Here is a 24,967-nt window from a genome sequence, read left to right as displayed (position 1 = left end):
CTCGGTCGTACTGTCGTAGAGGCGGACCTGGTGGCCCGTAGGGCCGGCACCCACCCGTCGGGTTGGCCGATGGCGGCCCGGATCGGCTCGGTGGTCGCCACCCACCGAGAAGAAGGTGTTCATGCCGTGCTGCGCAACGATCGGATGTGCGTCAGGAGGCCGTACATGCAGCCGGCCGAGTCCGACCGGATGGGGATCTCGGTGCCGTACCGGTGCGCGTCCGGGGTCTGCGCGAGGGCGGCGTCGCGGACGGTGATGTGATTCGCGGTGGTGTTCGACCCGGCCCGACCCCGACGTAACAGCCCGGACAGGGCCTCTCGGGGTTGTCTAGGACGGCAGAACAACGGGTGGTAGCCGTAAGGCCGGTCCGGGGCGTCCTGCAGCGTTGCCGCTGTGGGTCTCCCCGGACCGCCTTCCGACTGAAGTGGGGGCAGCCCGGTCGGTGAGCCGGCTGGTCCGTCGCCGAGCAGCGCTGCGGCTGTCGTCCTTGATCGGTCGGCTTCCCACGATCGCCTCGTCGGCGGCACGTGGACGCGGCAGCGGCGACCCGGAATCCGCCAGGCTTGTTGCGACGGGCGCGGAGGGACTGAATCTGCCCGAGGGGCCGGACGTGTTCGTCCTCCCCTTGCGGCAGCACCACCAGCGAGCGGCAGCAGAGCTATCACGGCTTCCGTCGTCGGATCCTGGCCGCAGCGCCGCGGCCGCTTCTCGTCGCTCACCGTCACGGCCACGCTGCCGCGACGCTGCGGCGCGGGTTCAGCGGGGCTGGCACACTCGTCGCATGACAAGACCCACCATCCGAGCCAGAGTCGAGTCGGGTGCCACGTACGACGACCCGGCCGAGGAACTGCTGCTGGATCTCGCCGAGCGGGTGCACTCGATGGGCGAGGAGTTCCTGGTCGTCAATCGCACTGGGGCCTCCGACGGTCAGACCTATGTCCAGTGCGCCGAGACCCAGGACGACGACGGGAGGTGGCGTCTGGTCGTCGAGTACCGCGAAGGCGGGCCGGACCGCCACTTCCGGGCGTACGTCGACGAACTGGACGTGCTCCAGTCGGTCATCACCGGTTGGGCGGCCGGCCGGTCCGACTGGCGCGGCGGCCTCGAATGGGAGCGGCTCACGTTCGATCAATGAGACGCTCTCGAACCCGACACAAACGGACCCGGCCTCCGGGGTCGGCCGCGCGGTGCCGGCCACGGCTGGGTGGTTGTGCATTGACGCGGTGTAGCACAACGCGCGGCGGCTGCGGCAACACCGCGATCATCGCTATCCTGTCGCAGCAGCCGACCGGCTGACCTCCGTTGCCAACAGCGAAGCCACGTGAAGCGGTGCCCTGGCAGCGGCGGTTTACTCCCGGGAGACCCATGGTAGGCGACACGGAACTGCGGCATCTCCGCCGCTGTATCGAGCTGGCCGTCGAGGCTCTGGAAGAGGGCGACGAGCCGTTCGGCTCGGTGCTGGTCGACGCCGACGGGACCGCCCTCGCCGAGGACCGCAACCGGGTGGCGGGCGGCGACCGGACCCGCCACCCGGAGTTCGAGCTGGCCCGCTGGGCCGCGGCGAACATGTCCCCTGAACAACGAGCGCAGGCGACCGTCTTCACCTCCGGCGAGCACTGCCCCATGTGTGCTGCGGCGCACGGCTGGGTGGGTCTCGGCCGGATCGTGTACGTGGCATCTTCCGAGCAGTTGGCGGGCTGGCTGACCGAGATGAACGTGCCGCCGCCACCCGTGCGGTCTCTGCCGATCCGGGACATCGCTCCCAACGTCGTGGTGGAAGGGCCCGTGCCTGACCTCGCCGCGCAGGTGCACGACCTGCACCGCCGCTACTACGGCGCACGCTGAGGCGCGTCTCCACCCGATGCCGCCGCAGCGGTCCGGGCGGCTTCACGCAGGCTCAACGACAGCTGAGGCTGCACGCAGGGCTTGGGTAACCCGCTGTCCCTCTGTCCTGTCCTGTCGATCAGCGACGTGTACTGCGGCGGCGGTGCCGGATGCACCGCCCCGAGGCCAGGACGTGGTGACGTGGTGACGTCTTGGAACCTGCCGCGGAAGTAGCCGCACGCCCAGGCCTCGCCCCGCACTTGGTCCCGCTGGGCCGTCGTGGTCCCTTCCGAGCGGCCGGCACCTGACCATCGTTCTGTGCGCCCACGCCTACCTGCACATCGATGGTCGCGATGGCGACGCCATCACCAGTACGGTGCCAGAACAGCCCATTACCAGCGAAGACTCCGACTCCACCAGGTGCGGCCGGAGTGCTAGCGCGGAGTCGCGTTGGTGGAGACGACGTTGGCGACGGCCACCCGGACCGGGTCGGGGTTCGCCCAGCTCCAGTTCGGGTGGGCACGGTTTGTCAGGAGGACGAGGACCATCCGGCGGTCCGGGTGGACCGCCAGGGAGGTGCCGGTGAAGCCGGTGTGCCCGAAGGTGCGGGGGCTGCTGAGCCGGCCCATGAACCAGGGCTGGTCGAGTACGACGCCGAGGCCGTGCGCGGAGGTGCGGTTGGGTCGTTCCGGATCGACGGCGGGCAGGCCGGTGTTCACGTTGGTGAGCATCTGTCGGGTGATCTCTTCGGACAGGATCCGGGTGCCGTTGTGGATGCCGCCGTTGAGCAGCAGCTGCCCGATGACGGCCACCTCGGCGGCGGTGCTGAAGATGCCGGCGTGGCCGGCGATTCCCCCCATGTGGTTGGCGACGTCGTCGTGCACCACGCCGCGGAGCAGCCCTCGGGAGGACCGCGCGTCGGTGGCGACGAGTCGGCTTGCCTGATCTGAGGCGCTGAGCCAGGTCTTGGGGTTGAATCCGGTGTCCTTCAGGCCGAGTGGCCCGGTCAACCCGGTCGCGAGGGCCTGGTCGAGCCGCTGCCCGGTGACCTGCTCGACCAGGAATGCGAGGACCATCAGGCCGACGCTGGAGTAGCGGAAGACCGTGCCGGGGATCGCACCGCCGACCAGGGGAGTGGCGAGGACCGCCGCCCGGCGGGCCGCGTCGTCGGGCAGGCCGGCGACTTTGGCTCCGACGGGTAGTCCGCTGGTGTGCGTCAGCAGCATGGCGACGGTGACCGTGCTCTTGCCCGTGCCCGTGAAGGCCGGCAGGTATTCGGCCACGGGCGCGTGGAGATCGAGCCGTCCCTTGTCGACCTGTTGTAGTGCGAGGATCGCGGTGTAGACCTTGGTGATCGAGGCCAGGTCGAAGATCGAGTCGGGCCTCATCGCGACCTGCTTCGACTCGGGCAGCAGCACCGGGCCTGCGCCGTAGCGCAGCGCCTTGCCGACCCGCGCCTGCGCCGTGGTGGTGCCGTTCACCTGACAGAGCGCGACCGCGCCCGCGTACGCCGGATGCTCGGGGTTGGCGCTGGTCGGGACGAGGTGGCGGTCGAGTTCGCGGAGCAGCCTGCGCTCGGCGGACGTCACGTGGGTGCCAGTGGTGGCCGGCGTCGCGACCCTCGGAGCCGTGACCCGCCCCGCTGCCGGTCGCGGCGACGCGGCCGACGGGCTGGGTCCGGCGGTCGGGCCGGAAGTGGCCGAACGGACCACCTCGCGACAGCCTGCGAGGGTGGCGGCGGCTGCCGCGAGACCGGCGCCGAGCACGGTGCGGCGGTGCAGTGACATGCGCGGCATCATGGCAGTTCTACGCGACCGGATCCATCCTGCCCGGCCGGTCCGTCCCTTCGGCGGGCGGCGTGCGGCGGGCTGGCTGCGGTCAACTGCGACGGAACCAGGGGGCGGCGGTGGTGTCGTTCCGGTAGAAGCTGATCAGCGCCTGGGCGACCTTCTTCCGGCCGGAGGTGCTGGGGTGCACGCCGTCGCTCTGGTAGTCAGCGCAGGACCACTCCAGCCCGTCGCTGCGCCCCGGCACGCCGCCCACCACGTCGTCCGCGCCGAGCCCGTCCGCCCACAGATACGGGACCCAGGCCAGCCATGGAGCCGGGGCGCCGCTGCCGGCGTACTCGTCCGCTCCTCCACGCTCCACGGCGAACGGCGACGGCGCTTCCGGCCTGCACAATATATTGAGATACATCCATTAGGTGGTGGCGCGGTGGAGCGGACGCGGCTCAGCCTGTTACCCACCCTTGCGGGTGGGTGAGAATGACGGCATGCCGAGCCGTCTCACCGTCATCGCCATCGACGCCATCCGACCACAACTGATCGCCGACTTCTGGTGCTCGGTTCTCGGCTGGCGGGTTGTTGATGAGGATGGTGAGGTGATCACCATCGCAGCCTCAGACCGTTCCTGGCCGATGATCGACGTGGTGGCTGTGCCAGAGGGCAAGGTGATCAAGAACCGGTTGCATTTCGACCTGCGTGCCGACGGCGTGTCCACCGCGGAGGAGCTTGACCGGTTGCTCGCGCTCGGGGCGCGACGCGTCGACGTGGGACAGTCCTCCGACGTGAGCTGGGTCGTGCTTGCTGATCCTGAAGGCAACGAGTTCTGCCTGCTGTCACGTCCTGTCCAGGAGCTCTAGGACAGCTTCCAGTCAGGCGGGCCGGGGCATATATCGAAGTCAGTCGAGCGGGTGCAGGCGATCCGCCGCGGAGAGCCAAGAATTTCGGACGGCGATGTCGAGAACCCGTGACTGGCTCCGTCCCCGAGGTGAACGTGACCGGAATGGGTCGCACCAGCACCGAGGAGAAACACGATGGCCAAGTACCTGCTGCTCAAGCACTACCGCGGCGCGCCGGCTCCGGTCAACGACGTGCCCATGGACCAGTGGACGCCGGAGGAGATCTCGGCACATGTGCAGTACATGCGCGACTTCGCGGCGCGGCTCGAGGGGACCGGCGAGTTCGTCGACGGTCAGGCGCTCGCCCCCGAGGGGACGTTTGTCCGGTACGACGGTGAGGGGCGCCCGCCGGTCACCGACGGCCCGTTCGCCGAGACCAAGGACCTCATCGCCGGCTGGATGGTGATCGACGTCGACAGCTACGAGCGGGCCGTGGAGTTGGCCGGGGAACTGTCGGCCGCCCCTGGGGCGGGCGGGAAACCGATCCACGAGTGGCTCGAGCTGCGGCCCTTCCTGACCGAGCCGCCCACCATCACGGAGTGACCTGATGGACGAGGCCCTGCTCCGGAGCCTCACGCCGACCGTGCTCGGCATCCTCGTCCGCCGCGGAGCCGACTTCGCGGCGGCCGAGGACGCCGTGCAGGACGCGCTGGTCGAGGCGCTCCGCGTCTGGCCGGCCGACCCGCCGCGGGACCCGAAGGGCTGGCTGGTCACCGTGGCCTGGCGCCGGTTCCTCGACGCGACCCGGGCCGCCGGCGCCCGCCGCCGGCGCGAGGACCTCGTCGACTTCGAGCCGGCGCCCGGACCCGTGCCCGCAGTCGACGACACGCTCCAGCTCTACTTCCTGTGCGCCCACCCGTCGCTGACGCCGTCGTCCGCGGTCGCGCTCACGCTGCGCGCCGTCGGCGGCCTGACCACCCGCCAGATCGCCCAGGCCTACCTGGTGCCCGAGACGACCATGGCGCAGCGCATCAGCCGGGCCAAGCGCACCGTGGCCGACGTGCGCTTCAACCAGCCCGGCGACGTCGCCACCGTGCTACGCGTGCTCTACCTGGTCTTCAACGAGGGCTACTGCGGCGACGTCGACCTGGCCGCCGAGGCCATCCGGCTCACCCGGCAGCTCGCGGCCAAGTTCGACCACCCCGAGGTGACGGGGCTGCTCGCCCTCATGCTGCTGCACCACGCCCGCCGCGCCACCCGGACCGCGCCCGACGGCAGCCTGGTGCCGCTCGCCGAGCAGGACCGCCGCCGATGGGACACCACGTCGATCGCCGAGGGCGTCGAGATCCTGCAGGCGGCCCTGGCCCGTGACCGGCTGGGCGAGTTCCAGGCCCAGGCCGCCATCGCGGCCCTGCACGCCGACGCACCCACCGCCGAGGAGACCGACTGGGTGCAGATCGTCGAGTGGTACGACGAACTCGCGCGCCTGACCGACAGCCCGGTCGTCCGGCTCAACCGCGCGGTGGCCGTCGGCGAGGCCGACGGACCGCGCGTCGGGCTGGCGGCGCTCGCGGCGCTGGACGACTCACTGCCCCGTTACGCGGCGGTGGCGGCGTACCTCCACGAGCGCGACGGCGACCTGGCCACGGCGGCACGGCTGTACGCCGAGGCGGCCCTGAAAGCCCCCAACCTCGCCGAGCGCGACCACCTGACGCGCCAGGCCGCCCGGCTCAACGCCCGCCGGCGTCGCTGACGGGTCGCGCTCGGATCCCTGCCCGCGCCGGTGAGCGGGTGGTAGCGGCGTAGTCGTATGTCCGTATCGCCATCATCGCTGATCGCCTCGTTGTCGGCGTACCGGCTCCCGCCCGCCGGAGTTGACTGTCGGCCTACCCGCGACCCTGTCCCGGTACCCGATCCACGCGCTCGCCGAGATACCTGCGGCGCATCGTCCCACCGGCACCCCGAGGGCGTCGCAGTCCTCGCAGCGTCCCTCACCCGGCTGTAGGAGTTCCTGCGGGGCCGAACCATTTGGCCAGCGCGACCTCGAGCGTCTGCTGATCCTCGCCGACCCACGCGACGTGCCCGTCCGGCCGGAGCAGTGCCGCCGGTACGTCCAGCTCTTCGCTGATGTCGGCGACGTGGTCGACCCGGTCGGCCCAGCCGTCCACCGAAAGCCGCCCCGTCTGGTCGAGTAGCAGCCCGCTGCCGGTGCGCATCAGTTCGAACAGGCGCCCATGCTTCAGCTGGACGTCGCGCAGCCGCCGCCCGAGCAGGGCATGGCCCTCACCGAAGTCGTACCGGACGCTGATCGCCGTGATCTTCTCGATCAGGAACCGGTTGACGTCGTTGAAGTCCATCAGCTGCGCCAACAACCGCCGAACCGCCTGCGGCCCGGGCTCGTTGGTTGTCAGCTGCATCTGTGCACGGGTGTTGTCCAGCACGTCGGCGGCCACCGGATGCCGCTCGGACTCGTAGCTGTCCAGCAGGTCGTCCGGCGCCCAGCCGTTGATCGCCGCCGCCAGCTTCCAACCCAGGTTGAACGAGTCCTGGATCCCGAGATTGAGCCCCTGCCCACCCATCGGCGGGTGGACGTGCGCGGCGTCCCCGGCCAGAAACACCCGTCCGACCCGGTAGCGCTCGGCCTGGCGGGTCGCGTCGCCGAAGCGCGACAGCCAGCGGGGGGAGTGCACGCCGAAGTCGGTGCCAGCATACTTGCGCAGCTGTTGCTTGAACTCCTCGAGCGTCGGCGGCACCGAACGGTCTTCGGCCACGCCCTCCGCCGGCACGACCGCCCGGAACACCCCCGGCTTGCCCGACGGCCCGATCCCGAACCGCTTCTCGGTCTTGCGCACCTCGGTCATCACTTCGGTGATGTCGTCCGGGGACGCCGTCACCTCCATCTCGCCCAGCAGCGTGTCGATCTTCGACGGCTCGCCGGGGAATCCGACTCCGAGCAGTTTCCGAACCGTGCTGCGCCCACCGTCGCAGCCGACGGCGAACCGCGCCCGCAACGGCGTTGCAGTTCCGTTCGCAAGGTGGACGGTCACGCCGTCGTCGTCCTGCTCCAGCCCGGCCACCGCACAGCCGCGCCGGATCTCGGCTCCGACTTCGGCCGCGTGCTCGGCGAGCAGCCGGTCGGTGAGCGTCTGCGGAATGCCGAGCACGTACCCGTGGGCGGTGTTCAGCCCGGTGGGAGCGGGCTTTTCGATGCCTGCGAAGAATCCTCGGACGTCGCCGGGACGGATCGGGTACTGCTTGCCGTTTTCGAGAAACCGCTTCAACAGCCCCCGCTGATCCATCACCTCGATACTGCGCACGTGCAGCCCGAGCGACCGCACGAACGGCGGCAGTTCGGCCTCCTTCTCCAGCACGAGCACGTTGACGCCTCGCAGACGCAATTCGCTCGCCAGCATCATGCCGGTCGGCCCGCCGCCGACGATGATGACATCGAACATGCATTCCCCCATGGTGTGCTGATTCCTGCGCTCGGCCGACGATTGTGCGCCACGACCGGGGTCTTGCCGCAAGCCCGGGGGTGCGGTATATGTTAATAGTGGCAAGGAGTTCTCCTCCTTGCCTTTGTTGTTTCAGGCCAGCGTGCGCAGCCGATCCCACAGTTCACGGGCCCGAACGCGGCCGCCCAGGCTTAGCGGCACGAGCGGCGGCAGCGTTACCCTGGGATGGTCGGCTGGTGCCAGCTACTCACGGATTGGCAGCGAGCGGGCCAGCGAGGACGACGATGATGAGAACGGTCTCGTACAGTTCTCGGCCTTGTGGTCGAAACCCATTGCCACGACTCGGGGTGCGGCGTAGATCGCCATGAGCCCGAGCACGATTGTGACCACGGCGCTGCGCATCGCCCCATCGACGGGAACGGGTGGCTTCGCGGTTCCTTCGTGGTTCCCGCCGCCCGGTTGATGCGCGCCGTGCTCATCGTGGTTGCTGCCGATCGCGGCGGGCGTACCTGGCGCGGAACTTCTCCACTCGGCCCTCGGTGTCGAGCAGACGTTGCTTGCCGGTCCAGAAGGGGTGGCTGGCGGAGGAGATCTGCACGTCAATGACGGGGTATGTGTTGCCGTCGGTCCACTCGATCGTCTGGTCGCTGGTGGCGGTGGAGCGGGTGAGGAAGGCGAAGTCGGCGGCGCGGTCGCGGTAGACGACGGGCTTGTAGTTGGGGTGGATGTCGGGTCTCATACGGATTCTCCTTCGATGCCGGTGCCGGTGCCGGCCGGGTCGAGGTCGGCGAGCGGGAAGCAGCCGGTGAACGGGTCGTCGTAGTCGCGCCAGGTGTCCTCGCCGTCGGCGAGTTCGGCGTCGGTGAGCAGGCAGTTGGTGAGGGTGCGGTGTAGGCCGGCAGGGTCGAGGTCGAGGCCGATGAAGACGAGGTGCTGGTTCCGGTCGCCGTAGTACGGGTCCCAGTCGATGGTGGCGGCGAGCCGGCGGTGGTCGGAGGCCTCGTCCCAGTACGGGTCGGGGAGGGCGGCCAGCCAGCGGCCGAGGGAGCCGAGGCTGAGGCCGCCTCCGGCGAAGTCCCAGGCGATGACGGCGTCCGGTTGGCTGGCCAGCCACAGGTGCCCTCGGGAGCGGATCACCTCGGCGTTGACCTGCTCGAGTACGTCGTGCAACCGTCGGGGGTGGAAGGGGCGGCGGGCGCGGAAGACCGTGGACACCACTCCGCAGTCGGGGTGTGGATCGTGCAGGCCGAGGTGGTAGCCCTCCAATCCACGGGTCAGGACGCCGGGGGTTTCGGTGCGGTGCCGGTGGGTGCCGCGCAGCTGGCGGGTCAGCGCGGCGGCGTCGATCTGGTCGCCGTCGACGCGTATCTGAGTCGCCCATGGCGCCATGCGCTCCAGCAGCACCGACAGCCGGCTGGTCTCGTACGCACCCTCTCGTGACTGCCCCCACAGAACGAGGGTGTCGACGTACTCGATCTGGCGGACGATGACGTCGGCGAGCCCACGGTCGTCGTTGTCGGCGGCGTGGATGCCGAGGGTCTTGAGGTCGTCGGTACTGGCCAGCCCGTCGAGCAGGTGCTCCGCGTCGACGACGGTGACGTACGAGTCGACGTGCAACAGGTCGGTGATCGGCGCGCCGTCGACCAGGCAGTGCGCGCAGACGGCGGCGACGGCTTCCGGCTCGACCACCTCCGGCAGCATCAGCACCAGATCCCGGTGCGGGTGGGCGCGCGCCAGCCGGGCGAGGGTCGGCAGCACGTCCTCGCGCAGGGTGCAGGAGACACAGCCGTGGGCGAGTGCGATGCGCTCGTCCTCGAGTATTCCCTCGCTGTCGCGCACGATCCGGTGGACGGTGCCGGCGCCGAGGCCGGCGAGGTCGTGCCGGACCAGCAGCAACGCCGGGTCCGCCGCGAGCAGGCTGCGGGCTACGGCGTACGTGGCGGACGGCCAGAAGCCACTGAGCACGGTCAACGACGGTCGGGCGTCGGACGCCGGAACCCCGGCGTCGGCCGGTGCGAGCGGGGACGTTGACATCACGGTCCTCTCGACTTAGTTGAAAACGATTGTCATTATAGGCACATGGTCGACGGCGAGTGGCGGTCAGGGTCGTCCGGGCCCCGGGTGGAGGCCACCCGTCAGTCCACGGTAAGAATGAAAACGATTGTCGTTACGGCGCTTCATTTCTGAAGGAGTATCTGTGTCCCGTCGCTGTGATGTCACCGGCGCGAAGCCAAGCTTCGGCAACGCCGTGTCCCACTCCCACCGGCGCACCCGCCGCCGATGGAACCCCAACCTGCAGAACCACCGCTACTGGCTGCCCTCGGAGCGACGCTGGGTCCGTCTGACGCTGACCGCCAAGGCGCTGAAGACGGTGGATCGTAAGGGCATCGAGAAGGTCGTCGCGGAGCTGCGCACGCGGGGGGTGACGGTCTGATGGCTCGGCAGGCCGACGTCCGCCCGATCGTCCGGCTGCGCAGCACCGCCGGCACCGGCTACACGTACGTCACCCGCAAGAACCGCCGCAACGACCCCGACCGGCTGGTGCTGCGTAAGTACGACCCGGTCGTCCGCCGGCACGTCGAGTTCCGGGAGGCGCGCTGACATGGCCCGCAAGAGCCTCGCCAACCGACAGGCCCGCCGCGCCGACCTCGTCACCCGCCACGCGTCGCACCGCGCCGAGCTGAAACGGACCATCGCCTCTGCGGACACCGACCTGGCGGTGCGGGACGTCGCCGTCCGCCAGTTGGCGCAACTGCCCCGCGACTCCAGCCCGGTGCGGCTGCGCAACCGGGACGTCATCGACGGCCGACCGCGAGGTGTGCTGACCCGCTTCGGGTTGTCGCGAGTGCGGTTCCGGGAGATGGCGCTGCGGGGCGAGCTGCCGGGGATCCGCAAGGCGTCCTGGTGACGGCGCCACCCACCGCGCTGGCAGCCGATCCGACGAGGTCGACGTACCCGACGGGCGCGGGCGGGAGAAGAGGAATGACCAGGCCGTAGGCCGCGAGACAGGGACGGACCTCATCGACGGGGAGGACTGCCGCCGGCGTGGTGTCCACGCCGGCGGCCGCCTCGACCGCCGGAAGGGTGGCAGTTCACCGCCGGACCGTCGGCAACCGGTGCGGCAGCTGGTCGATACCAGACCGTACGGTCAGGACAGGGCGATGCCTACCTCGAACCGGCCGTCGTGCGGCACCCGCAGCGTGTGCACCCGTCGCCGGGCGTCGCGCAGATAGGTCCGGGACGTGTCGGTCACGGTGGCCGGCCGCACGCTGTCCCAACTGATCGTGATGACGGTGCCGCCGCGACGAATGGTCAGGCCGTCGGCGCTGGCAGCCGCGCTGGCGCCGTAGGCGACCGGGGTGCCGTCGGCGAACGTTACGACGTCCTCCGGTTGCAGCACCAGTGGGATCTGTTCGGTCGCGGTCGACGTGGCCCGCACCGAGCGAATCACGCTGTCCCGGGTGACGGTCAGCTCGGTGGTGATCCGCGAGTCCGGCAGACGGTAGCGCACCCGCACCGGTGCGTCGCCGGGGGAGAGGGATTTCCCGTCCCACTCCCGGTCGCCGACCTGGTATTCGGCGACCAGGTTGCTCCGGCCGTCCGGGTTGCCGTTGGGCAGCCGCGTCGACCAGCAGCCGATGTCGGTCTGCTGGGCGTGCACGATGGTGCCGGCCGCCGGGTGCCAGAGGAAGCCCGGTCCGCTGCGGACCGTGCTGGTCGGCCGGGTGCCGAAGAACGCTCCGAAATAGAGTCCAGGCCGCTTGACGTAGAGGTAGTCCTGGTTGAAGTCGGCGTCCCGGCGCACCTCGGCGAACTCCGGTCGCCGCAGGTAGGGCAGCGCCGCGATGGCCCGCTCCTTCTCGGCGTTGCTCGGCAACGTCTCCCCGTACGGCGCGTGCGCGATGATCCGGGGCGAGGTGTCCTGCTTGGCCGGTCCAGGGGCGGGACCCGGCTCGGCGGCCCAGGCGGTGCGGGCGGCGGCCCGGTCCTCCCTGGACGTGAAGAACGCGCCGAGTCTCGGCAGGTCGGGGATGAAGATCGAGCCAAGGTTGCTGCGGTCCGGGTCGGGGATCACGTTGTTGTAGAAGGCGACGCTGGTCCGGGCGGACATGGCGTAGTAGGTGAGCCAGCCCGAGCCGTCCGGCTCGCGGAGCAGGTTGTAGCCGAACCACTCGGTGAACCGGCGGGCCATCTCCAACACGGCCCGGTTGCCGGTGAGCAGATAGATCTCCGCCAACTCCGGCAGCATCACCTCGAAGTTGTAGTTGATGTCCATGCCGGTCGGGTCGTAGAAGAAGCCAGCCGGGCTCTGTCCGTGCTCGGCCAGGAAGCCGATCCGCTCGGCGAGCCGGGCGGCCAGCGCGGCGTCCGGGTGGAGCCGCAGCGCCAGGGCCGCGCCGGCCAGGCCGCCGGCGACCTGGTTGGTCCACCGGACCGGGGTACGCCAGATGCCGTTGGCCGGATTCAGCAGCCAGCCGATCCCGGCGTGCAGGGCCCGTTCGATCTCCGCCCGCCGCTGCGGCAGCGCCGCCGACTGCCGCAGGTTGGCCAGGGTCTTGGCCAGGTAACCGAGGCCGAAGCCGGTGGCCGCCAGCGAGTGCTCGTCGGGGTTGTACTCCGGCCAGGACCCGTCGTCGTGCTGGAGCCCGAGGTAGTGCCCGAGCGCCGCGTCGAGCCGCCCGGCCAGCGCCGCGTCTCCGGCGTACGGATTCCACGGCCGCTGGTTGGCGTGGAACCAGCTCAACGTGTAGACGTGCTCCTGCACCCGGGCGTTGTACGGCGCGTTCGGGGAGCGCCACCAGCCGCCGCCCATGAACCCGTAGCGGGCCGTGTCCTCGATGTCGTTGGTCATCGCCGGCAGGATCGCCAGGTAGCCGGCGAACCGCTGTTCCAGCGGGGCGAACAGGGTCCGGTCCGGTGCTCCGGGCGGCAGTGGGGCCAGCAGCGGCAGGCCCGACGCGGTGGTCTCCGACGCCCCGGCGAGCGCCCGGGGCGCTACGGCGAGCAGCGCTGCTCCGCCCGCTGCGGCGGCCAGCATCGCTCGGCGGCTGAACACGGTCGGGGTCGGATCGTTGGCCATGATGGTCCTCCTGTCGGAACGGGCAGGCGGGTCGGAGCGGAATCGGCGACTCGGACGAGGCACGGGGGACCGACCGGCGGTCGCGGCGAGGGCGGCGTCGGGGCACGGCCAACCCGACACCATCAGTGACGAAGGGCGCGGTAGGTGTCTGGCTGATCCGAGTGCTGAGTGTGGTCCCGGGCGATCCGTCGAGTCAAGAAGCTAATACGGATTACTGGCGCACTTCTCGGTCGTCGGGTCAGGCGCTCGGGCTCTTGACCCGGCCGCTCGCCGCAGCCAAGGATGACATCCGGCCGTTATCCGACCGTCCATGGTGGACATGAATCGTCACCCAGCGTGACCGTGGCTGGTTCGGGTCGGCCGACGCGACCAAATGAGATGGGGTACGCCATGCCGCTGACCGACCTGCCGTTGGCCGAACTCGCCGAATACCGGCCGGTGCGCCGCGAGCCTGCCGATTTCGACGAGTTCTGGGCCGACACCCTGGCCGAGGCGGCCCGCCGCGAGCTGGATGCCACCTTCGAGCCAGTCGACTCGCCGCTGCGGGCGATCACCGTCCACGACGTGACGTTCAGTGGCTTCGGCGGCGACCGGATCAAGGCGTGGCTCGCCGTCCCGGCCGGTGCCGAGGAGCCGCTGCCGTGCGTGGTGGAGTTTCCCGGTTACGGCGGCGGCCGGGGCCTGCCGCACGAGAACCTGCTCTACGCCGCCTCGGGCTATGCCCACCTGTTCATGGACGTACGCGGCCAGGGCAGCGGGTGGAGCGCCGGAGCGACCCCCGACCGCGAGCCGGCCGGCGGCAACCCGCAGCATCCCGGCTTCGTCACCCGGGGCGTGCTCGACCCCCGGACCCTCTACTACCGGCGGGTGGTCACCGACGCGGTGCGGGCCGTGCAGGCGGCCCGGACGCATCCGCTGGTCGACCCGGACCAGGTGGTGGCCACCGGGATCAGCCAGGGCGGCGGGCTGTCGCTGGCGGTCGCGGCCCTCGACCCCCGGCTGCGCGCGGTCGCGCCCGACGTGCCGTTCCTCTGTGACTTCCGGCGTGGCGCCGAGCGGGCCACCGCCGGCCCCTACCAGGAGATCGTCAAATACCTGAAGGTCCACCGGGGCAACGTGGAGCGGGTCTTCGACACGTTGAGCTATGTCGATGGGGTCAACTTTGCCGTCCGGGGGCGCTGCCCGGCACTGTTCAGCGTGGCGCTGATGGACGCCAGTTGCCCGGCGTCGACGGTGTTCGGCGCCTACCACCACTATGCCGGCCCGTCCCGGATGGAGGTGTATCCGTTCAACGGGCACGAAGGCGGTGAGTCGGTGCAGGACGAGGTCCGGTTGCGGTTCTTCGCCGAGGTGCTGGCCGCCGGAGGAAACCGGGGCGGCGAGGAGAACGGGGCGGCGGAGTAGCTCGGCGTCAAGCCTCGGATCGCTAATGGCATTCGCCAGGGATGTTTCGCTGGCTGGGATCTTGCCCCGGCCTCCCGGATTACCTCGGTTGCCTGGTCCGGTCGCCCGCGCTGCTGGGACGATCCGTAGGTGAGGGCGGAACCGCGCGAGTGCGTACCGGAGCGGCCGGTGGGCGGCTGGACCGGCTCGCCGACGCCGTCGACATCGCCCGGTACGCGCGCCGCATCGCGGTGCAGAGCGCCACCGTCGGCATGGGCCTGGCCGTCGTCGCCATGATCGCCGCGGCGGCCGGCGGGCTGCCCCCGGTCGCCGGCGCGTTCCTCCAGGAGGGCATCGACGTGCTGGTGATCCTCAACGCGCTGCGCGCCCTCGGGGGCGGCCTGCGCCGCCGCGACGTCCCGCCGGAAACCCGGAAACTGCTCGACCGGTACGCCGGCGAGCACGGCGGGGTGCGGGACATGCTGACCCGGCTGCGCGACACCGCCGACCTGGTGGCGACCCACCCCGACGCGCTGGAGTGCGTGCCGGCGCTGCGCGAGGTGCACCGCCGCCTGGTCGACGAGGTGCTGCCGCACGAGGCGGCCGAGGAACGCCACCTCTACCCGGCGTTGGCGGGCCCGCTCGGCGGCGACGACGCGACCTCGACGATGAGCCGCGCGCACGTGGAGATCCACCGGCTGATGAACCGGATCGGCGGCCACCTGGCCCAGCATCCGGACGGCCGGCTGCGCCGCGAGGAGGTGCCCGACCTGCTGGCCGCCCTGTACGGCCTGGACGCCGTGCTCCGGCTCCACCTCGCCCAGGAAGAGGAGGACTACTTCTCCCTCAACCCGACCTATGCGCCGGAAGGTTAGGGGTTCGAGTCCTTCGGAGGGCGCAGACGTCGTGGTCGACATGTTCCGCCCCGACCGGTGGGAGATCCTCGACGCTTGCTGGTCATGCGCCGCCCCGTCCCGCCGCTGGATTGCCAGGTCGGCGGGACGGGTGCGGCCGGGTTCAGCTGGTGAGGTCGCGCCGGTTGAACGCGGTGACGGCGACCAGCACGAGTACGGCGATTGTGGCGGAGAGAATGCCGAGGTCGGCCCATTGGAAGCCGTTTCGGAGCGGCTCGTTGCCGATGTAGTAGTGGAACGGGGAGGCGTAGCGGATTGCGTCGGCGCCGATCTGGCCGGCGAAGGTGTTCGCCACGTACCCGAGGACACCGATGCCGGCGCTGCCGCCGAGCGCGGCGGCCCGGCTGCCGGTGGCCGCGCCGATGGTGACGGCGATGGTGCCGAAGAGGGTGGCGAGCAGCGCCAGCGCTAAGCATTGGGCGGCGAACTGGTCCACGCGGATGGTGTCGAGTTGGGCGCTGCCGCGGACGGCGAGCATGGCGAGCAGGACGAGGCTGGCGAGGGTAGCGGCGCCGACGGCGAGCGCGCCGCAGCGGTGCAGCAGGAGCCGGGTACGGCTGACGGGGTGGGCGAGGAGCAGGTCGAGGTAGCCGGCCTCCTCGTCACCGGCGATGGCCCGGGTGCCGGTGGCGACACCGTAGCTGACGGCGATCAGGGGGAGAATTATGCCGAACACGCTGGAGCCGAGGTAGCCGGCGGCGCTGGCGATGTCTTCCATGTTGAGCGCGTCGCGCAGCGCGGGGGAGAAGCCCTCGACGGCTTGGCCCATCGCGCCGTCGGCGACCTGGGGGTAGAAACCGGCGTACATGGTGCCGACCAGAGCGGTGCCGACGGCGAAGCCTGCGAGGCTGCGGCGGGAGTCCCAGAGGGTCTTGGTCAGGATGTTAGGCATGGCTGGTCTCCTTGACGCCGGTCTCGGCGGGGTCGGTCTGTCGGTAGTAGGCGAAGAAGAGTTCTTCGAGGTCGGGTTCGCTGGCGCGCAGGCTCGCGACTTGGTGGCGGGCGAGGACCCGGATCAGCGCGTCGGGGCCGGTGGCCAGGGCAAAGCGGGCGCTCGAGCCGTCGACGGTCAGGTCGGAGATCCCGGGCAGTGCGGCGAGGGCCACCTGGTCGACCGGGCCGGCGAAGGTGATCTCGAAGCGGTGCACGGCGTGCTCGCGGAGCCGGGCGACGGTGTCGAGGGCGACGAGGCGGCCCTCGCGGATGATGCCGACCCTGTCGGCGACCGCTTGGACCTCGGTCATGATGTGCGAGGACATGAAGACGGTCTGTCCGGCGGCTTTGGCCTCGCGGACGAGGTCCAGGAAGGTCTGCTGTACCAGTGGGTCCAGCCCGGAGGTCGGCTCGTCGAGAATCAGCAGGTCGGGCTCGTGCATGAAGGCCTGCACCAGGCCGACCTTCTGCCGGTTGCCCTTGGACAGCGTCCTGATTCGAGCGGACAGGTCCAGATCCAGGCGGGCGGCCAGGTCCGTTATGCGGGTCTTGGGGACGCCGCCACGCAGGTCGGCCAGGAAGGCCAGGCACTCCCCGACCCGCTGGCGCGGGTTGACCACGAAGTCGCCGGCCAGGTAGCCGATCCGGTGGTGCAGCCCGACCGCGTGCTCGCGCGGGTCGCGGTCGAACAGCCGTGCCCGGCCGCCGGTGGGCCGGATCAGATCCAGCAGAAGCCGGATGGTGGTCGACTTCCCTGCCCCGTTCGGCCCAAGGTAGCCGAATACCTCGCCCTCGGTCACCGTCAGGTTGAGGTCGACCAACCCGCGGCGAGATCCGTACGTCTTGCTCAGCTTCTCCAGCCGAATCGCGTCTCCCATGACTCCGACAGTACCGAAGTTTCAGAAATCTCTGAAGACTTTGAAGTGTTAAGATCTCGTCGAAATGAGCGACGAGAGGACCCCGATGTCAGCGTTGAGTGATCCCGCGGAGCACCTTGCCTTGACTCTCACCCAGGGGGGCATGCAGCGGATGACCGCGCGGGTGCTCGCGGCGCTACTCTTCACCGAACGGGACACACTCACGGCCGGTGAGATCACCGAGTTGCTGACCATCAGCTCCGGCAGCGTCTCGACGGCCTTGAAGTCACTCACCTCGGTCGGGTTGGTCGAGCGGGTGCCCGCCCCTGGCAGTCGTCGGGAGCACTTCCGCTTCCGTGAAGGCGCCTGGGCCATCCTGATGTCGGATCAGAACCAGTTGGTGAAGGTGATGCGCGAGGCTGCCGAGCAGGGCATCGCGGTCACGGGTGAGGACAGCGCGGCGCATCGCCGCCTAGTCGAGATGCGCGACTTCTACGACTATCTCTGGCGGGAGCTGCCCGCCCTGATCGACCGGTGGAGAGCGCAGCACCGGATTCACTAGCCGTCGCGGCAACGACGTCCGCGTCGCCCTCCACAGGCATTTCCCACGATGTCACCGGAGCACGCGGCTTGCGGGCGGGTCAGACACGGTGCCGCGGGAACCGCGGCCGCCGCACCGACCCGACCCGCGCCAGTGGTGGCAGCGCCGTCGCCGGCCCCGGCGACCGCGGCGTACGGGCCATCCCGGGAGTAGATGACCCGCCGTCGCAGCCGATGCTGACCCCGACCGGGCAGGGGATCGCCGAATCGACAGCGGCTTACGCTCGGCACGGTGAAGTGGGTGAACACCCCGCAGGCCGGTCAGCGGCGGGTGATCCAGGGCCGCTGCTGGTCGACCGGTGTGGCTGCTGCGGTGACGCGGATCGCGTAGACCGTGCCGGACCCGGATGGCTGGCGGCCGAGCCAGGTGTGGCCGGTCAGATGGCACCAGGCGGGTAGGTCGATGGGTGCGGCGGGGTCGGTGGCGATGACGTGCACGATGGTGCCCGGCGGGACGCCGTCGATTTCCTTCCGCAGGCGGAGCAGGAGGGTGACGCAGAGAAGGCCGCTGCCGTCGACGGTGCGGACGGCAGGGTCGGTGGGCGGGTTCATCGGCTCCTCGCGGTGGCGGTGATGGCGGGCAGGATGGCGAGGGACACGAGGCCGCCGATGAGCGCCAGGACCGGATAGCCGGCGGCGGAGACGACCAGGCCGGAGGCCAGGCCGCCGGTGGCGCCGGCGACAGCGATGGACACGTCCACCATGCCCTGGGTCTTGGCCCGGTTGGCCAGGGGCACCGCGTCGGTGATCATCGCGGTGCCGGCGACGAATTGCCCGGCAGCCGGTGGGTGCCGGTGACGTCCTGGAAGAGTCCGCTGCCCGCGGTGTGCTGCGCGAAGGTGCCGAGGCCGAGCCGGGTGACGAGGGCTTGCACCCGGTGCTCCCCGTCCCAGAACCAGGTGGCCCCCAGGTCGAGGGCGCTCTCCCGGCCCACGGGGGTGCTGAGGAGGCGGCCTCCGGGGCGGTTGCGGGCCTCCAGGCACAGGGTGTCGCACCCGGCGTCGGTCAGGGCGGTGGCCGCGGCCAGTCCCGCAGCTCCCGCCCCGATCACGACGACGGGCTGGCCGTCAGGATGCGGCATGCGCGTCTTCCTTTCATCTCACGTGCCGAGCTGTCCCGGCGACGCAGTCGTCGGCATACTCCATGGCCAACGCCGGGCTGCACGCCCTCACCCAGCACCTGGCCCTGGAACTCGCCCCGCACGGCATCCGGGTGAACGCGGTCGCGCCCGCCGTCGTCCGCACCCCCATCTACGAGGAGTTCATCCCCAAGGCGGACGTCGCCTCCGCGTTCGACGGGTTCAACTCCTTCCACCCCTCGGGCGTACCGGAGACCCCGACGACGTCGCCGCCACCGTGGCATTCCTGCTGTCGGACCAGACCGGCTGGGTCACCGGCGCGCTCTGGGACGTCGACGGCGGCGTCATGGCCGGGCGCAACTAGCCCCCGGCCCCGCGGACCATGCCGCGCGCCTGGCGTACCGGTGTCAGGCAGTGTCGGGCTGCCGCAGCGGCACAAGCAACGCTGCGGGCGTCCTGCGGTGGTGCCTTGCCCGCCTCATCCGGGGCACTGCGCGAACCGCAGCCGGCGCCCTCGACCAGCATCAGGCGGGCGGCGCGGCGCGGCGAGTGGTCACCTGCCCAGCTGCCGCAGGTCGAAACCGTAGGTGTCGCCCACGTGCGAGCGGAGGGCCTCGGCGAAGCCCTGGGCGTCGTCGGCGCGTAGACAGGCGATGAGGTCCTCGTGCTCGGCGATGATGGCTTCGCAGCGGGCCAGAAGGGTCTCGCCGTAGCTCAGGAGCAAGAAGCGCTGACGGTCGGCGAGTCGGTCGTTGAGTTCGAGCATCACCAGATTGCCGCCGACCTCGACGAAGGAGCGGTGGAAGGCGATCGTGAGCTCGATGAAGCAGTTCACGTCGCCGTCGGCGAGTGCTTGCTTCTGCTGGTCGATCTCCTGCTCAAGGCGTGCGGCGAGGGCCAGCCGGCGCTCAGGTGTGGCGCGCTGCACCGCCCTGGCCTCGAGCATGAGCCGGGCGTCGGCGAGATCCTCCGCGACCTTTTCGCTCATCCTGCGTACGAGAGCGCCGCGCTTGGGATACACGGTGATCCAGCCTTCGTCCTGGAGCCGGGCCAGGGCGGCCCGCACAGGGGTGCGACTGACGCCGAGCTCGGCGGCGAGACTGGCTTCGCCGAGCATCGTGTCGGGTTTGTGTGCCCCGTTGAGGATGCCTGCGCGGATGGCCGCGTAGGCGCGCTCGGAGGCGCTCTCTGTCGTCGACATGGGAACCATCTTCTCCGGACCGGAGTGGGCGCCGGTAACCGCCGCGGCTACCGCGTTACTCGCCCCCGTGCTGGTTGGGGGACGTTTGCTGTTCGTAGACCGCTGACCGGCGGCGGTGGACGAGCCACGCGGCCGCGAGGACGAGAAGTGCGGCCAGGACGACGGCCAGGTCGGAGATGCGCGAGGCGCCAGCCAGGGCGCGGGATTCGATGGTGAACTGCTGGGAGGTGCCGAGGATGCCACTGAGTGAGGCGGTGCCGTCGGTCACGACGAGCAGGACGCCCAAGCCGATGCCCAGGCCCCCGCTCACGATCTGAGTCCAGGTATTGGTCCACCGGCCGATGCGGAGCTGGCGGGGACGCACCAGGCGGCGCACCCACGGCACTCTCGACCAGGCGATCGCCAGCACGAACAGCGGGACGGCCATGCCGAAGGCGAACACGGCCAGGACAATCCCACCGTAGAGCGGGTCGCCGCCGAGCGCGGCCAGAGCCAGTACGGAGCCGAGAACAGGGCCCGCGCACACGCCGGCCAGCCCGTAGACGGTGCCGAGGAGGAACACCGACGCAGTCGAAGTGGTCTCCCCGGCGGAGGTGCGGCTGAAGGCCGGCAGGGAGACGCCTGCGAGCTGCACCAGCCCCAGCACAATCACGACGCCAGCGGCGAGGGTCACCAGAAGAGCGCGGTGCTGACTGATGACCGCACCCAGACTCCCGGCGAGAACACCGATGGGCACGAGGGTCGTCAGCAGGCCCAAGTAGAACACCGTGGTGCGGGCAACCAGCCGGGTGGGGTTGGTGAAGGCGTAGGCGAAGAAGGCCGGCAGCAGCATCACCGAACACGGGCTCAGCAAGGTGAGGATGCCTCCGATGAGGGCTCCGGCCAGGCCGATGCTCACCGCGGGCCAGCCTTCGCGAGCTGAGCGTCGAGAAGCTGCCGGAACGCGGCGAGGGGCTGAGCGCCGGACAGTGCCTGGTCTCCGGCGACGAAGAACGGGACGCTGGTGATCCCCAGTTGATGGGCTTCGCTGGTGGCGGCATTCACCGCGTCGCGCAGATCCTTGCGGTCGAGGTCGCTCTCGAATGCCGCCATGTCGGGGACACCAGCAGATCGGGCGAACGCGATCAGCTTCTTGCGGGACAGGTCAGGATGCTTGTTCTCTGGGGCGGCGCCGTAGACCGCGGTCAGGTACTGCATGAAGCGGCCCTGCTCGGCTGCGGCGCGCAGCGCGACGGCGGCGTCGACCGATTGGTCGCCGAAGAAGGCCACGTCACGGAACTCGTAGCGAACCTTTCCGGTGTCGACGTAGTCCTTGAGCAGCGCTGGCAGGGTCTGCTGGGCGAACAGGGCGCAGTAGGGGCAGCGTAGGTCCGCGAACTCGACCAGGACCACCGGCGCATCGACATCGCCGACGGCGAGGGGGTCCTTCGGATCGCGTAACGCGATGGGGTCTGCCGCGTCCGTGCCGCCGGATGGGGTTCCGGCGGTGCCGTTCGGCGCCGACCGTTCGGCACCCGTCTTTCCGCTGCCGGACCCGGCGGTCTTGCCGCTGCCGGACCCGGCAATGGCCACGACGAGGAGGAACACGGCCGCGACGGCGAGCGCCACGTTGAGCCTGCGGGCGTTGTGCAGCCGCCGCGTCAGAACCTGCACCGACGCCGAGGAAGAGGACGAGGAAGATCGGGTAGCAGACACACATCTAGGATACATGCTGTGCACATGTGGAATACCTAGCGGGTGCGGTGATGGCGCACGCCCGAAGGCTCGCTTCGAGCGGCTCTGGAAAGGGCGGCACCGGGGGGTGCCCATTTTCTGGAGTGGCTCCCTCATGCCGGATACCTTTGTCTGCCCCGAGTTGCTCGGAGGCGGATCTGGAATCGCCGCTGCTGCCCCCGAGCGCGATGAGACGCAGAGCAGGCGCCGGGCGCTGAGGATCAGCGGATCCTCAGCGCCCGCCCGAGAACTGCTCGGCGGTCCGGGACGGCTACTCGCAGCCCAGGGCCTCTTTGTACCCGGCGGGCGGGCTTCCGGCGGCCACCTTGTCGGCGGTCTCCCAGAACACCTCCGGCCAGTCACCCTCGTCGTTCATCTGGTGTAGCACCTTCCACTTGTGGCTACTGCGCAACGCGTCCGCGGCCCGCTGGAGGGCGGCGTCGTCGCCGGCCTCTTTCGCCCGCAGCCATTCGGCGATCCATCCGCAGCCGATCCGGCTGGTCACCTTGGCACCGAACTGGTAGGCGTCGTTGGTGCCGAGGCCGGTCAGTGCGGCGATGTCGAAGCCTGGAGGGAGCGGCACGTCGGCGAGTACCTTGGCCGCCTGCTCGTTCACCCGCTCGGGTGTGACGATCTCGGCCGGAAGCGCGGCCAGCCAGGTGCGGGCGTCGACGCGGACCACGTCGGCGACAACGCGATCGAACTCGCTCCGCGTCCAGGCGCTCCCGGTACGCAGTTCGACGAAGGAACCGTCGCGGGGACGGAGCATGACGGCGAAGTCGCTCGCGCTGTACCGGAACAGGTCGGCCGGCCAGCCGTCGACCTTCACCGGTTCCGGCTTGCTGACCTGGAGCCGATCCTTGTGGTAGCCGTCGTACTGGGCGGCCGGGTACCAGTTCATCTCCAGTTGCCGTCCGCCGTTGCTGAACGCGATGGTGCCCTCCTTCTCGGCGAACCCGTAGACGGTGGTCGCCTTCCAGCCAGGCTGGTCGATCAGCAGCCGCGGGTTCTCCTCGGCCGCCTTGAGCACCATCGCCGAATACGCGGCCGGGTCCGTCGCTTCGGAGGTGATCGGCGGGGTCGCCGGGCGCCCTTCCGGCTGATCGACTTTCATGATCGAGACGGCCAGGACACCGGCGAGAAGGGTGGCCGCGACGCTTGCGCCGGCGAGCCCGCTCATCATGCCGCGGCGCGCCCGGGGGCGTTTGCCGGGCGGCTCGGCGACGGGTCCGAGGGTCGGCACGGACATGATCTCCTCCAAGAGGTTCTGCGCGGCCCCGTCGAGGTGCCTGATGACGTCGGGTCGGTACGGGTCGGCGTCTCGGACCATCCGGCCGAGATGCTCGTCGGTCATCTGCCCTCCTCCGAGGTGCGTGCTGCCATGACGTCGAGTACATGTCCGGGCGGGCCGAGGTCGTCACCGACGAGATCTCGCAAACGGGCCCGGGCACGCGACAGCCGGGTACGGACCGCAGCCGGGCTCACGTGAAGGACCGCAGCGGCCTCGCGCGGCTCCAGGCCCTCCCAGAAGGTCAGCATCAACACCTCGCGATCCAACTCACCCAGCCGGGCCAGCGCGGCGCGGACCGTGAGTCGTTCGGGCACCTCACTGCCCGGGTCGACGGCGACGGCGACCCTGAGTCGTTGCCGCAACCGTTCACCGAGCCGATCCCGGCGCACTCCGCCGCGGTGGTGGTTGGCCAGCACCCGTCGGGCCACGCCGTACAGCCACAGCCGAACCTCAGCCTCCGGCGGCATGTCACGGCTGCGCCGCCAGGCGACGAGAAACGTCTCGGCGACTACATCCGCCGCGTCTTCGGGCTGCTCGACGCGCCGCATGGCGTACGCCAGCAGCTGCTCGAAGTTCGCCGCGTAGACGCGTCGGAAGCGGTCCTCGTGCTCAGTCCCCGAACCCACGCCTACTCCATGTCCGGGTGAGCGCCCATCGTGACGGACCCGACCCAGCAATCACGGGCGCTCGCCGGGTCGACCTCGCACCAACGTCTGGGCCAGAACCCAAACCCGGCCGCCGGCTGGGGTCTACTGGTCCAGACTGCACGGACCCGACGACCCAGCGGTTTCCGCCCGGTTGTCGGGGCGGGTGGGTCAGCGTACGTGTTCGGGGCGTACGCCGATACCGACCAGCCGGGCGGGGAGGGCCTGTAGTGCCGGGAACCGTCTCGCCAGGCGCATTGGCGTCGGGGCGTCGATCCGGCCGGTGGCGTGCAGCAGCGGGTCGACGATGCGCCGCTGTGCGGCGCGCTGGATGTTCTGTGTCAGCACCGTCGGCAAGTGCCGGCGCTTCTGCACCGCGGCGAGGTCGGCTTCGGTGACCGGCTGCCCGGCGGCGAGGTTCGGGCCCAGCATCCGGGCGGTGGCCGCGGCGTCCTGCACCGCCAGGTTGATGCCGACGCCGCCGATCGGGGACATGGCGTGTGCGGCGTCGCCGATGAGCAGCGCGCCGGGCGCGTGCCAGCGCTGCAGCCGGTTGACCTTCACCGTCAGCAGCTTGACGTCGTCCCAGGTGGCGAGCTCACCGACCCGGTCGGCGAGGACGGGGTGCCGCCGCGTCACCTGTTCCCGCAGCGCCTCCAGCCCGGCTGCGCGGATCGTCTCGTAGCCGCCCTTGGCGATGACGTACGCGCACTGGTAGTAGTCGCCGCGGTCGATGGCGAGCATCAGCCCGCCGGCGCCGACCCGCATCGCCAGGCCGTCGCCGTCGTCTGCGCGGCGCGAGATCCGGAACCACAGCACGTCCATGGGCGCGCCGTAGTCGACCGGCCGCAGGCCGAGCTCGCGGCGTACCACCGAATCGCGGCCGTCGCAGGCGACGGTGAGCGACGCCCCGATCTCCAGTTCGCCCTCAGGGCCAACAGCGCGCACGCCGGTGACGACGCCGGACGCGTCGCGGAGCAGGCCCGTCACGGTGGTGGAGCGAAGCAGCGTGAAGGTGGGGAACCTCGCCGCCTCGGTCGCGAGCATCTCCAGGAAGTCCCACTGGGGAACGAAGTACAGGTAGTTGTGCGGCGCCGGCAGGCGCGTGAAGTCCGCGACGCTGTATGTGCCGTCGTCGAAGGTGACGCGCAACGCGCCGGCCTTGCGCCCCGGCAGCGCCGCGACCCGTTCGCCGAGCCCGATCTCGTCGAGCATGTCCAGTGTGGAGGGATGTACGGTGTCGCCGCGGAAGTCCCGGAGGAAGTCGCCGTGCTTCTCCAACACGGTGACCTCCACTCCCTGTCGAGCGAGCAGCAGCCCCAGGACGAGCCCGGCGGGCCCGCCGCCGACGACGCAGACAGTGGTCTTCATAGC

The 24,967-nt window shown here is 70.4% G+C and carries 27 protein-coding genes and 2 pseudogenes; 12 read left to right on the top strand and 17 right to left on the bottom strand.

What is annotated here, in order from left to right; translation table 11 throughout:
- Nucleotides 1-781 precede the first annotated feature (781 nt).
- Together ACGF5C_RS22945 and ACGF5C_RS22940 are read left to right on the top strand one after the other, a co-directional pair.
- Nucleotides 782-1,135 carry a hypothetical protein gene (locus ACGF5C_RS22945; RefSeq protein WP_393304630.1) on the top strand — a complete coding sequence of 118 codons (354 nt, stop codon included), beginning with the start codon at nt 782-784 and terminating at the stop codon, nt 1,133-1,135.
- 230 nt (nt 1,136-1,365) lie between these two features.
- Nucleotides 1,366-1,845: a nucleoside deaminase gene (locus tag ACGF5C_RS22940; protein WP_393304629.1), complete on the top strand. Its 480-nt coding sequence runs from the start codon at nt 1,366-1,368 to the stop codon at nt 1,843-1,845.
- A 413-nt stretch (nt 1,846-2,258) separates the two neighbouring features.
- Here the strand turns inward: ACGF5C_RS22940 and ACGF5C_RS22935 are convergent, their stop codons facing one another.
- Both ACGF5C_RS22935 and ACGF5C_RS22930 read right to left on the bottom strand, forming a co-directional pair.
- Nucleotides 2,259-3,611 carry a serine hydrolase domain-containing protein gene (locus ACGF5C_RS22935; protein WP_393304627.1) on the bottom strand — a complete coding sequence of 451 codons (1,353 nt, stop codon included), beginning with the start codon at nt 3,609-3,611 and terminating at the stop codon, nt 2,259-2,261.
- A 91-nt stretch (nt 3,612-3,702) separates the two neighbouring features.
- The gene (locus ACGF5C_RS22930) at nt 3,703-3,972 is read right to left on the bottom strand and encodes a hypothetical protein (RefSeq protein WP_393304625.1); all 270 of its coding nucleotides are present in this window, start codon (nt 3,970-3,972) and stop codon (nt 3,703-3,705) included.
- Nucleotides 3,973-4,078: 106 nt separating this feature from the next.
- Between ACGF5C_RS22930 and ACGF5C_RS22925 the strand changes: the two genes are divergently transcribed.
- From ACGF5C_RS22925 to ACGF5C_RS22915, 3 genes are all read left to right on the top strand, one after another.
- Nucleotides 4,079-4,465, top strand: coding sequence for a VOC family protein (locus tag ACGF5C_RS22925; RefSeq protein ID WP_393304622.1), 387 nt, complete (start codon nt 4,079-4,081; stop codon nt 4,463-4,465).
- A gap of 174 nt (nt 4,466-4,639) precedes the next feature.
- A complete protein-coding gene (locus ACGF5C_RS22920) occupies nt 4,640-5,047 on the top strand; it encodes a YciI family protein (RefSeq protein WP_393304620.1) in 408 nt (135 codons plus the stop codon).
- A gap of 4 nt (nt 5,048-5,051) precedes the next feature.
- The gene (locus ACGF5C_RS22915) at nt 5,052-6,197 is read left to right on the top strand and encodes an RNA polymerase sigma factor (protein WP_393304618.1); all 1,146 of its coding nucleotides are present in this window, start codon (nt 5,052-5,054) and stop codon (nt 6,195-6,197) included.
- Nucleotides 6,198-6,435: 238 nt separating this feature from the next.
- Here the strand turns inward: ACGF5C_RS22915 and rox are convergent, their stop codons facing one another.
- The 3 genes from rox to ACGF5C_RS22900 all read right to left on the bottom strand — a co-directional run bounded on the left by rox (nt 6,436) and on the right by ACGF5C_RS22900 (nt 9,933).
- Entirely contained in the window at nt 6,436-7,899 is a 1,464-nt protein-coding gene (gene rox / locus ACGF5C_RS22910) for a rifampin monooxygenase (protein ID WP_393304616.1), read from the bottom strand.
- Between the two features lie 475 nt (nt 7,900-8,374).
- Nucleotides 8,375-8,638, bottom strand: a complete 264-nt coding sequence (locus ACGF5C_RS22905) for a type B 50S ribosomal protein L31 (RefSeq protein ID WP_393304614.1) — start codon at nt 8,636-8,638, stop codon at nt 8,375-8,377.
- Entirely contained in the window at nt 8,635-9,933 is a 1,299-nt protein-coding gene (locus ACGF5C_RS22900; protein WP_393304611.1) for a CobW family GTP-binding protein, read from the bottom strand. Before ACGF5C_RS22900 ends, ACGF5C_RS22905 begins: the two co-directional genes overlap by 4 nt.
- A 163-nt stretch (nt 9,934-10,096) precedes the next feature.
- Here ACGF5C_RS22900 and rpmB point away from each other — a divergent pair, with 163 nt between their 5' ends.
- From rpmB to rpsN, 3 genes are read left to right on the top strand one after another with little or no spacing between them, the layout of a single operon-like run.
- The gene (gene rpmB / locus ACGF5C_RS22895; protein WP_363708474.1) at nt 10,097-10,333 is read left to right on the top strand and encodes a 50S ribosomal protein L28; all 237 of its coding nucleotides are present in this window, start codon (nt 10,097-10,099) and stop codon (nt 10,331-10,333) included.
- Nucleotides 10,333-10,500, top strand: a complete 168-nt coding sequence (gene rpmG, locus ACGF5C_RS22890; RefSeq protein WP_393304609.1) for a 50S ribosomal protein L33 — start codon at nt 10,333-10,335, stop codon at nt 10,498-10,500. The genes rpmB and rpmG overlap by 1 nt, the downstream gene beginning before the upstream one ends.
- Before the next feature lies 1 nt (nt 10,501).
- Nucleotides 10,502-10,807, top strand: coding sequence for a 30S ribosomal protein S14 (rpsN, locus tag ACGF5C_RS22885; RefSeq protein ID WP_393304607.1), 306 nt, complete (start codon nt 10,502-10,504; stop codon nt 10,805-10,807).
- A gap of 240 nt (nt 10,808-11,047) precedes the next feature.
- Here rpsN and ACGF5C_RS22880 read toward each other — a convergent pair whose 3' ends face one another.
- Nucleotides 11,048-12,979: a hypothetical protein gene (locus ACGF5C_RS22880; RefSeq protein WP_393304605.1), complete on the bottom strand. Its 1,932-nt coding sequence runs from the start codon at nt 12,977-12,979 to the stop codon at nt 11,048-11,050.
- Nucleotides 12,980-13,369: 390 nt separating this feature from the next.
- On the opposite strand from ACGF5C_RS22880, the gene ACGF5C_RS22875 reads away from it, so the two are divergent.
- Both ACGF5C_RS22875 and ACGF5C_RS22870 read left to right on the top strand, forming a co-directional pair.
- Nucleotides 13,370-14,383: an acetylxylan esterase gene (locus ACGF5C_RS22875; protein WP_393304603.1), complete on the top strand. Its 1,014-nt coding sequence runs from the start codon at nt 13,370-13,372 to the stop codon at nt 14,381-14,383.
- Nucleotides 14,384-14,484: 101 nt separating this feature from the next.
- Nucleotides 14,485-15,237 (top strand): annotated as a pseudogene (locus ACGF5C_RS22870) (heavy metal translocating P-type ATPase); the annotation flags it as partial.
- 142 nt (nt 15,238-15,379) lie between these two features.
- Here ACGF5C_RS22870 and ACGF5C_RS22865 read toward each other — a convergent pair.
- On the bottom strand, nt 15,380-16,168 hold the full coding sequence (locus tag ACGF5C_RS22865) for an ABC transporter permease subunit (RefSeq protein WP_393304601.1): 789 nt from the start codon (nt 16,166-16,168) through the stop codon (nt 15,380-15,382).
- Nucleotides 16,161-17,087 (bottom strand): ATP-binding cassette domain-containing protein, encoded by a 927-nt coding sequence (locus ACGF5C_RS22860; RefSeq protein WP_393304599.1) that lies wholly within the window; start codon nt 17,085-17,087, stop codon nt 16,161-16,163. The genes ACGF5C_RS22865 and ACGF5C_RS22860 overlap by 8 nt, the downstream gene beginning before the upstream one ends.
- Nucleotides 17,088-17,229: 142 nt before the next feature.
- Between ACGF5C_RS22860 and ACGF5C_RS22855 the strand changes: the two genes are divergently transcribed.
- The gene (locus tag ACGF5C_RS22855) at nt 17,230-17,628 is read left to right on the top strand and encodes a GbsR/MarR family transcriptional regulator (protein WP_393304597.1); all 399 of its coding nucleotides are present in this window, start codon (nt 17,230-17,232) and stop codon (nt 17,626-17,628) included.
- Nucleotides 17,629-17,927: 299 nt separating this feature from the next.
- On the opposite strand, the gene ACGF5C_RS22850 is transcribed toward ACGF5C_RS22855, so the two are convergent.
- From ACGF5C_RS22850 to ACGF5C_RS22840, 3 genes are read right to left on the bottom strand one after another with little or no spacing between them, the layout of a single operon-like run.
- Complete coding sequence (locus ACGF5C_RS22850; protein ID WP_393304595.1) at nt 17,928-18,218, bottom strand: sulfurtransferase TusA family protein; 291 nt, start codon at nt 18,216-18,218, stop codon at nt 17,928-17,930.
- Nucleotides 18,215-18,418, bottom strand: coding sequence for a hypothetical protein (locus tag ACGF5C_RS22845; protein WP_393304593.1), 204 nt, complete (start codon nt 18,416-18,418; stop codon nt 18,215-18,217). Before ACGF5C_RS22845 ends, ACGF5C_RS22850 begins: the two co-directional genes overlap by 4 nt.
- Nucleotides 18,415-18,747, bottom strand: coding sequence for an NAD(P)-binding protein (locus ACGF5C_RS22840; protein WP_393304591.1), 333 nt, complete (start codon nt 18,745-18,747; stop codon nt 18,415-18,417). Before ACGF5C_RS22840 ends, ACGF5C_RS22845 begins: the two co-directional genes overlap by 4 nt.
- 26 nt (nt 18,748-18,773) lie before the next feature.
- On the opposite strand from ACGF5C_RS22840, the pseudogene ACGF5C_RS22835 reads away from it, so the two are divergent.
- Nucleotides 18,774-19,108: pseudogene (locus ACGF5C_RS22835) on the top strand (SDR family NAD(P)-dependent oxidoreductase); the annotation flags it as partial.
- 189 nt (nt 19,109-19,297) lie between these two features.
- On the opposite strand, the gene ACGF5C_RS22830 reads toward ACGF5C_RS22835, so the two are convergent.
- From ACGF5C_RS22830 to ACGF5C_RS22805, 6 genes are all read right to left on the bottom strand, one after another.
- Entirely contained in the window at nt 19,298-19,945 is a 648-nt protein-coding gene (locus tag ACGF5C_RS22830) for a GntR family transcriptional regulator (RefSeq protein WP_357695054.1), read from the bottom strand.
- 55 nt (nt 19,946-20,000) lie between these two features.
- Nucleotides 20,001-20,843 carry a cytochrome c biogenesis CcdA family protein gene (locus ACGF5C_RS22825; protein WP_393304589.1) on the bottom strand — a complete coding sequence of 281 codons (843 nt, stop codon included), beginning with the start codon at nt 20,841-20,843 and terminating at the stop codon, nt 20,001-20,003.
- Nucleotides 20,840-21,640 (bottom strand): DsbA family protein, encoded by an 801-nt coding sequence (locus tag ACGF5C_RS22820; protein WP_393304587.1) that lies wholly within the window; start codon nt 21,638-21,640, stop codon nt 20,840-20,842. Before ACGF5C_RS22820 ends, ACGF5C_RS22825 begins: the two co-directional genes overlap by 4 nt.
- Before the next feature lie 289 nt (nt 21,641-21,929).
- Nucleotides 21,930-23,012: a hypothetical protein gene (locus ACGF5C_RS22815; protein WP_393304585.1), complete on the bottom strand. Its 1,083-nt coding sequence runs from the start codon at nt 23,010-23,012 to the stop codon at nt 21,930-21,932.
- Nucleotides 23,009-23,575, bottom strand: a complete 567-nt coding sequence (locus ACGF5C_RS22810) for an RNA polymerase sigma factor (protein ID WP_393304583.1) — start codon at nt 23,573-23,575, stop codon at nt 23,009-23,011. The genes ACGF5C_RS22815 and ACGF5C_RS22810 overlap by 4 nt, the downstream gene beginning before the upstream one ends.
- Before the next feature lie 189 nt (nt 23,576-23,764).
- On the bottom strand, nt 23,765-24,964 hold the full coding sequence (locus ACGF5C_RS22805) for an FAD-dependent oxidoreductase (protein WP_393304581.1): 1,200 nt from the start codon (nt 24,962-24,964) through the stop codon (nt 23,765-23,767).
- Between the last annotated feature and the right edge of the window lie 3 nt (nt 24,965-24,967).

The organism is Micromonospora sp. NPDC047620 (assembly GCF_043205005.1).
Lineage (GTDB): Bacteria > Actinomycetota > Actinomycetes > Mycobacteriales > Micromonosporaceae > Micromonospora.
The sequence above is the reverse complement of the archived record's forward strand: the minus strand, read 5'-3'. Positions and strand labels throughout refer to the sequence as shown.

Bases quoted from the DNA above. Each gene is read 5' to 3' on its own strand.
- ACGF5C_RS22860 (WP_393304599.1), bottom strand. From the start codon at position 17,087: ATGGGAGACGCGATTCGGCTGGAGAAGCTGAGCAAGACGTACGGATCT.
- ACGF5C_RS22880 (WP_393304605.1), bottom strand. From the start codon at position 12,979: ATGGCCAACGATCCGACCCCGACCGTGTTCAGCCGCCGAGCGATGCTG.
- ACGF5C_RS22905 (WP_393304614.1), bottom strand. From the start codon at position 8,638: ATGAGACCCGACATCCACCCCAACTACAAGCCCGTCGTCTACCGCGAC.
- rpsN (WP_393304607.1), top strand. From the start codon at position 10,502: ATGGCCCGCAAGAGCCTCGCCAACCGACAGGCCCGCCGCGCCGACCTC.
- ACGF5C_RS22805 (WP_393304581.1), bottom strand. From the start codon at position 24,964: ATGAAGACCACTGTCTGCGTCGTCGGCGGCGGGCCCGCCGGGCTCGTC.
- ACGF5C_RS22840 (WP_393304591.1), bottom strand. From the start codon at position 18,747: ATGCCGCATCCTGACGGCCAGCCCGTCGTCGTGATCGGGGCGGGAGCT.
- ACGF5C_RS22850 (WP_393304595.1), bottom strand. From the start codon at position 18,218: ATGAACCCGCCCACCGACCCTGCCGTCCGCACCGTCGACGGCAGCGGC.
- ACGF5C_RS22945 (WP_393304630.1), top strand. From the start codon at position 782: ATGACAAGACCCACCATCCGAGCCAGAGTCGAGTCGGGTGCCACGTAC.
- ACGF5C_RS22900 (WP_393304611.1), bottom strand. From the start codon at position 9,933: ATGTCAACGTCCCCGCTCGCACCGGCCGACGCCGGGGTTCCGGCGTCC.
- ACGF5C_RS22865 (WP_393304601.1), bottom strand. From the start codon at position 16,168: ATGCCTAACATCCTGACCAAGACCCTCTGGGACTCCCGCCGCAGCCTC.
- ACGF5C_RS22875 (WP_393304603.1), top strand. From the start codon at position 13,370: ATGCCGCTGACCGACCTGCCGTTGGCCGAACTCGCCGAATACCGGCCG.
- ACGF5C_RS22845 (WP_393304593.1), bottom strand. From the start codon at position 18,418: ATGATCACCGACGCGGTGCCCCTGGCCAACCGGGCCAAGACCCAGGGC.
- ACGF5C_RS22920 (WP_393304620.1), top strand. From the start codon at position 4,640: ATGGCCAAGTACCTGCTGCTCAAGCACTACCGCGGCGCGCCGGCTCCG.
- ACGF5C_RS22940 (WP_393304629.1), top strand. From the start codon at position 1,366: ATGGTAGGCGACACGGAACTGCGGCATCTCCGCCGCTGTATCGAGCTG.
- ACGF5C_RS22830 (WP_357695054.1), bottom strand. From the start codon at position 19,945: ATGTCGACGACAGAGAGCGCCTCCGAGCGCGCCTACGCGGCCATCCGC.
- rox (WP_393304616.1), bottom strand. From the start codon at position 7,899: ATGTTCGATGTCATCATCGTCGGCGGCGGGCCGACCGGCATGATGCTG.
- ACGF5C_RS22855 (WP_393304597.1), top strand. From the start codon at position 17,230: ATGCAGCGGATGACCGCGCGGGTGCTCGCGGCGCTACTCTTCACCGAA.
- ACGF5C_RS22915 (WP_393304618.1), top strand. From the start codon at position 5,052: ATGGACGAGGCCCTGCTCCGGAGCCTCACGCCGACCGTGCTCGGCATC.
- rpmG (WP_393304609.1), top strand. From the start codon at position 10,333: ATGGCTCGGCAGGCCGACGTCCGCCCGATCGTCCGGCTGCGCAGCACC.
- ACGF5C_RS22815 (WP_393304585.1), bottom strand. From the start codon at position 23,012: ATGACCGACGAGCATCTCGGCCGGATGGTCCGAGACGCCGACCCGTAC.
- ACGF5C_RS22935 (WP_393304627.1), bottom strand. From the start codon at position 3,611: ATGTCACTGCACCGCCGCACCGTGCTCGGCGCCGGTCTCGCGGCAGCC.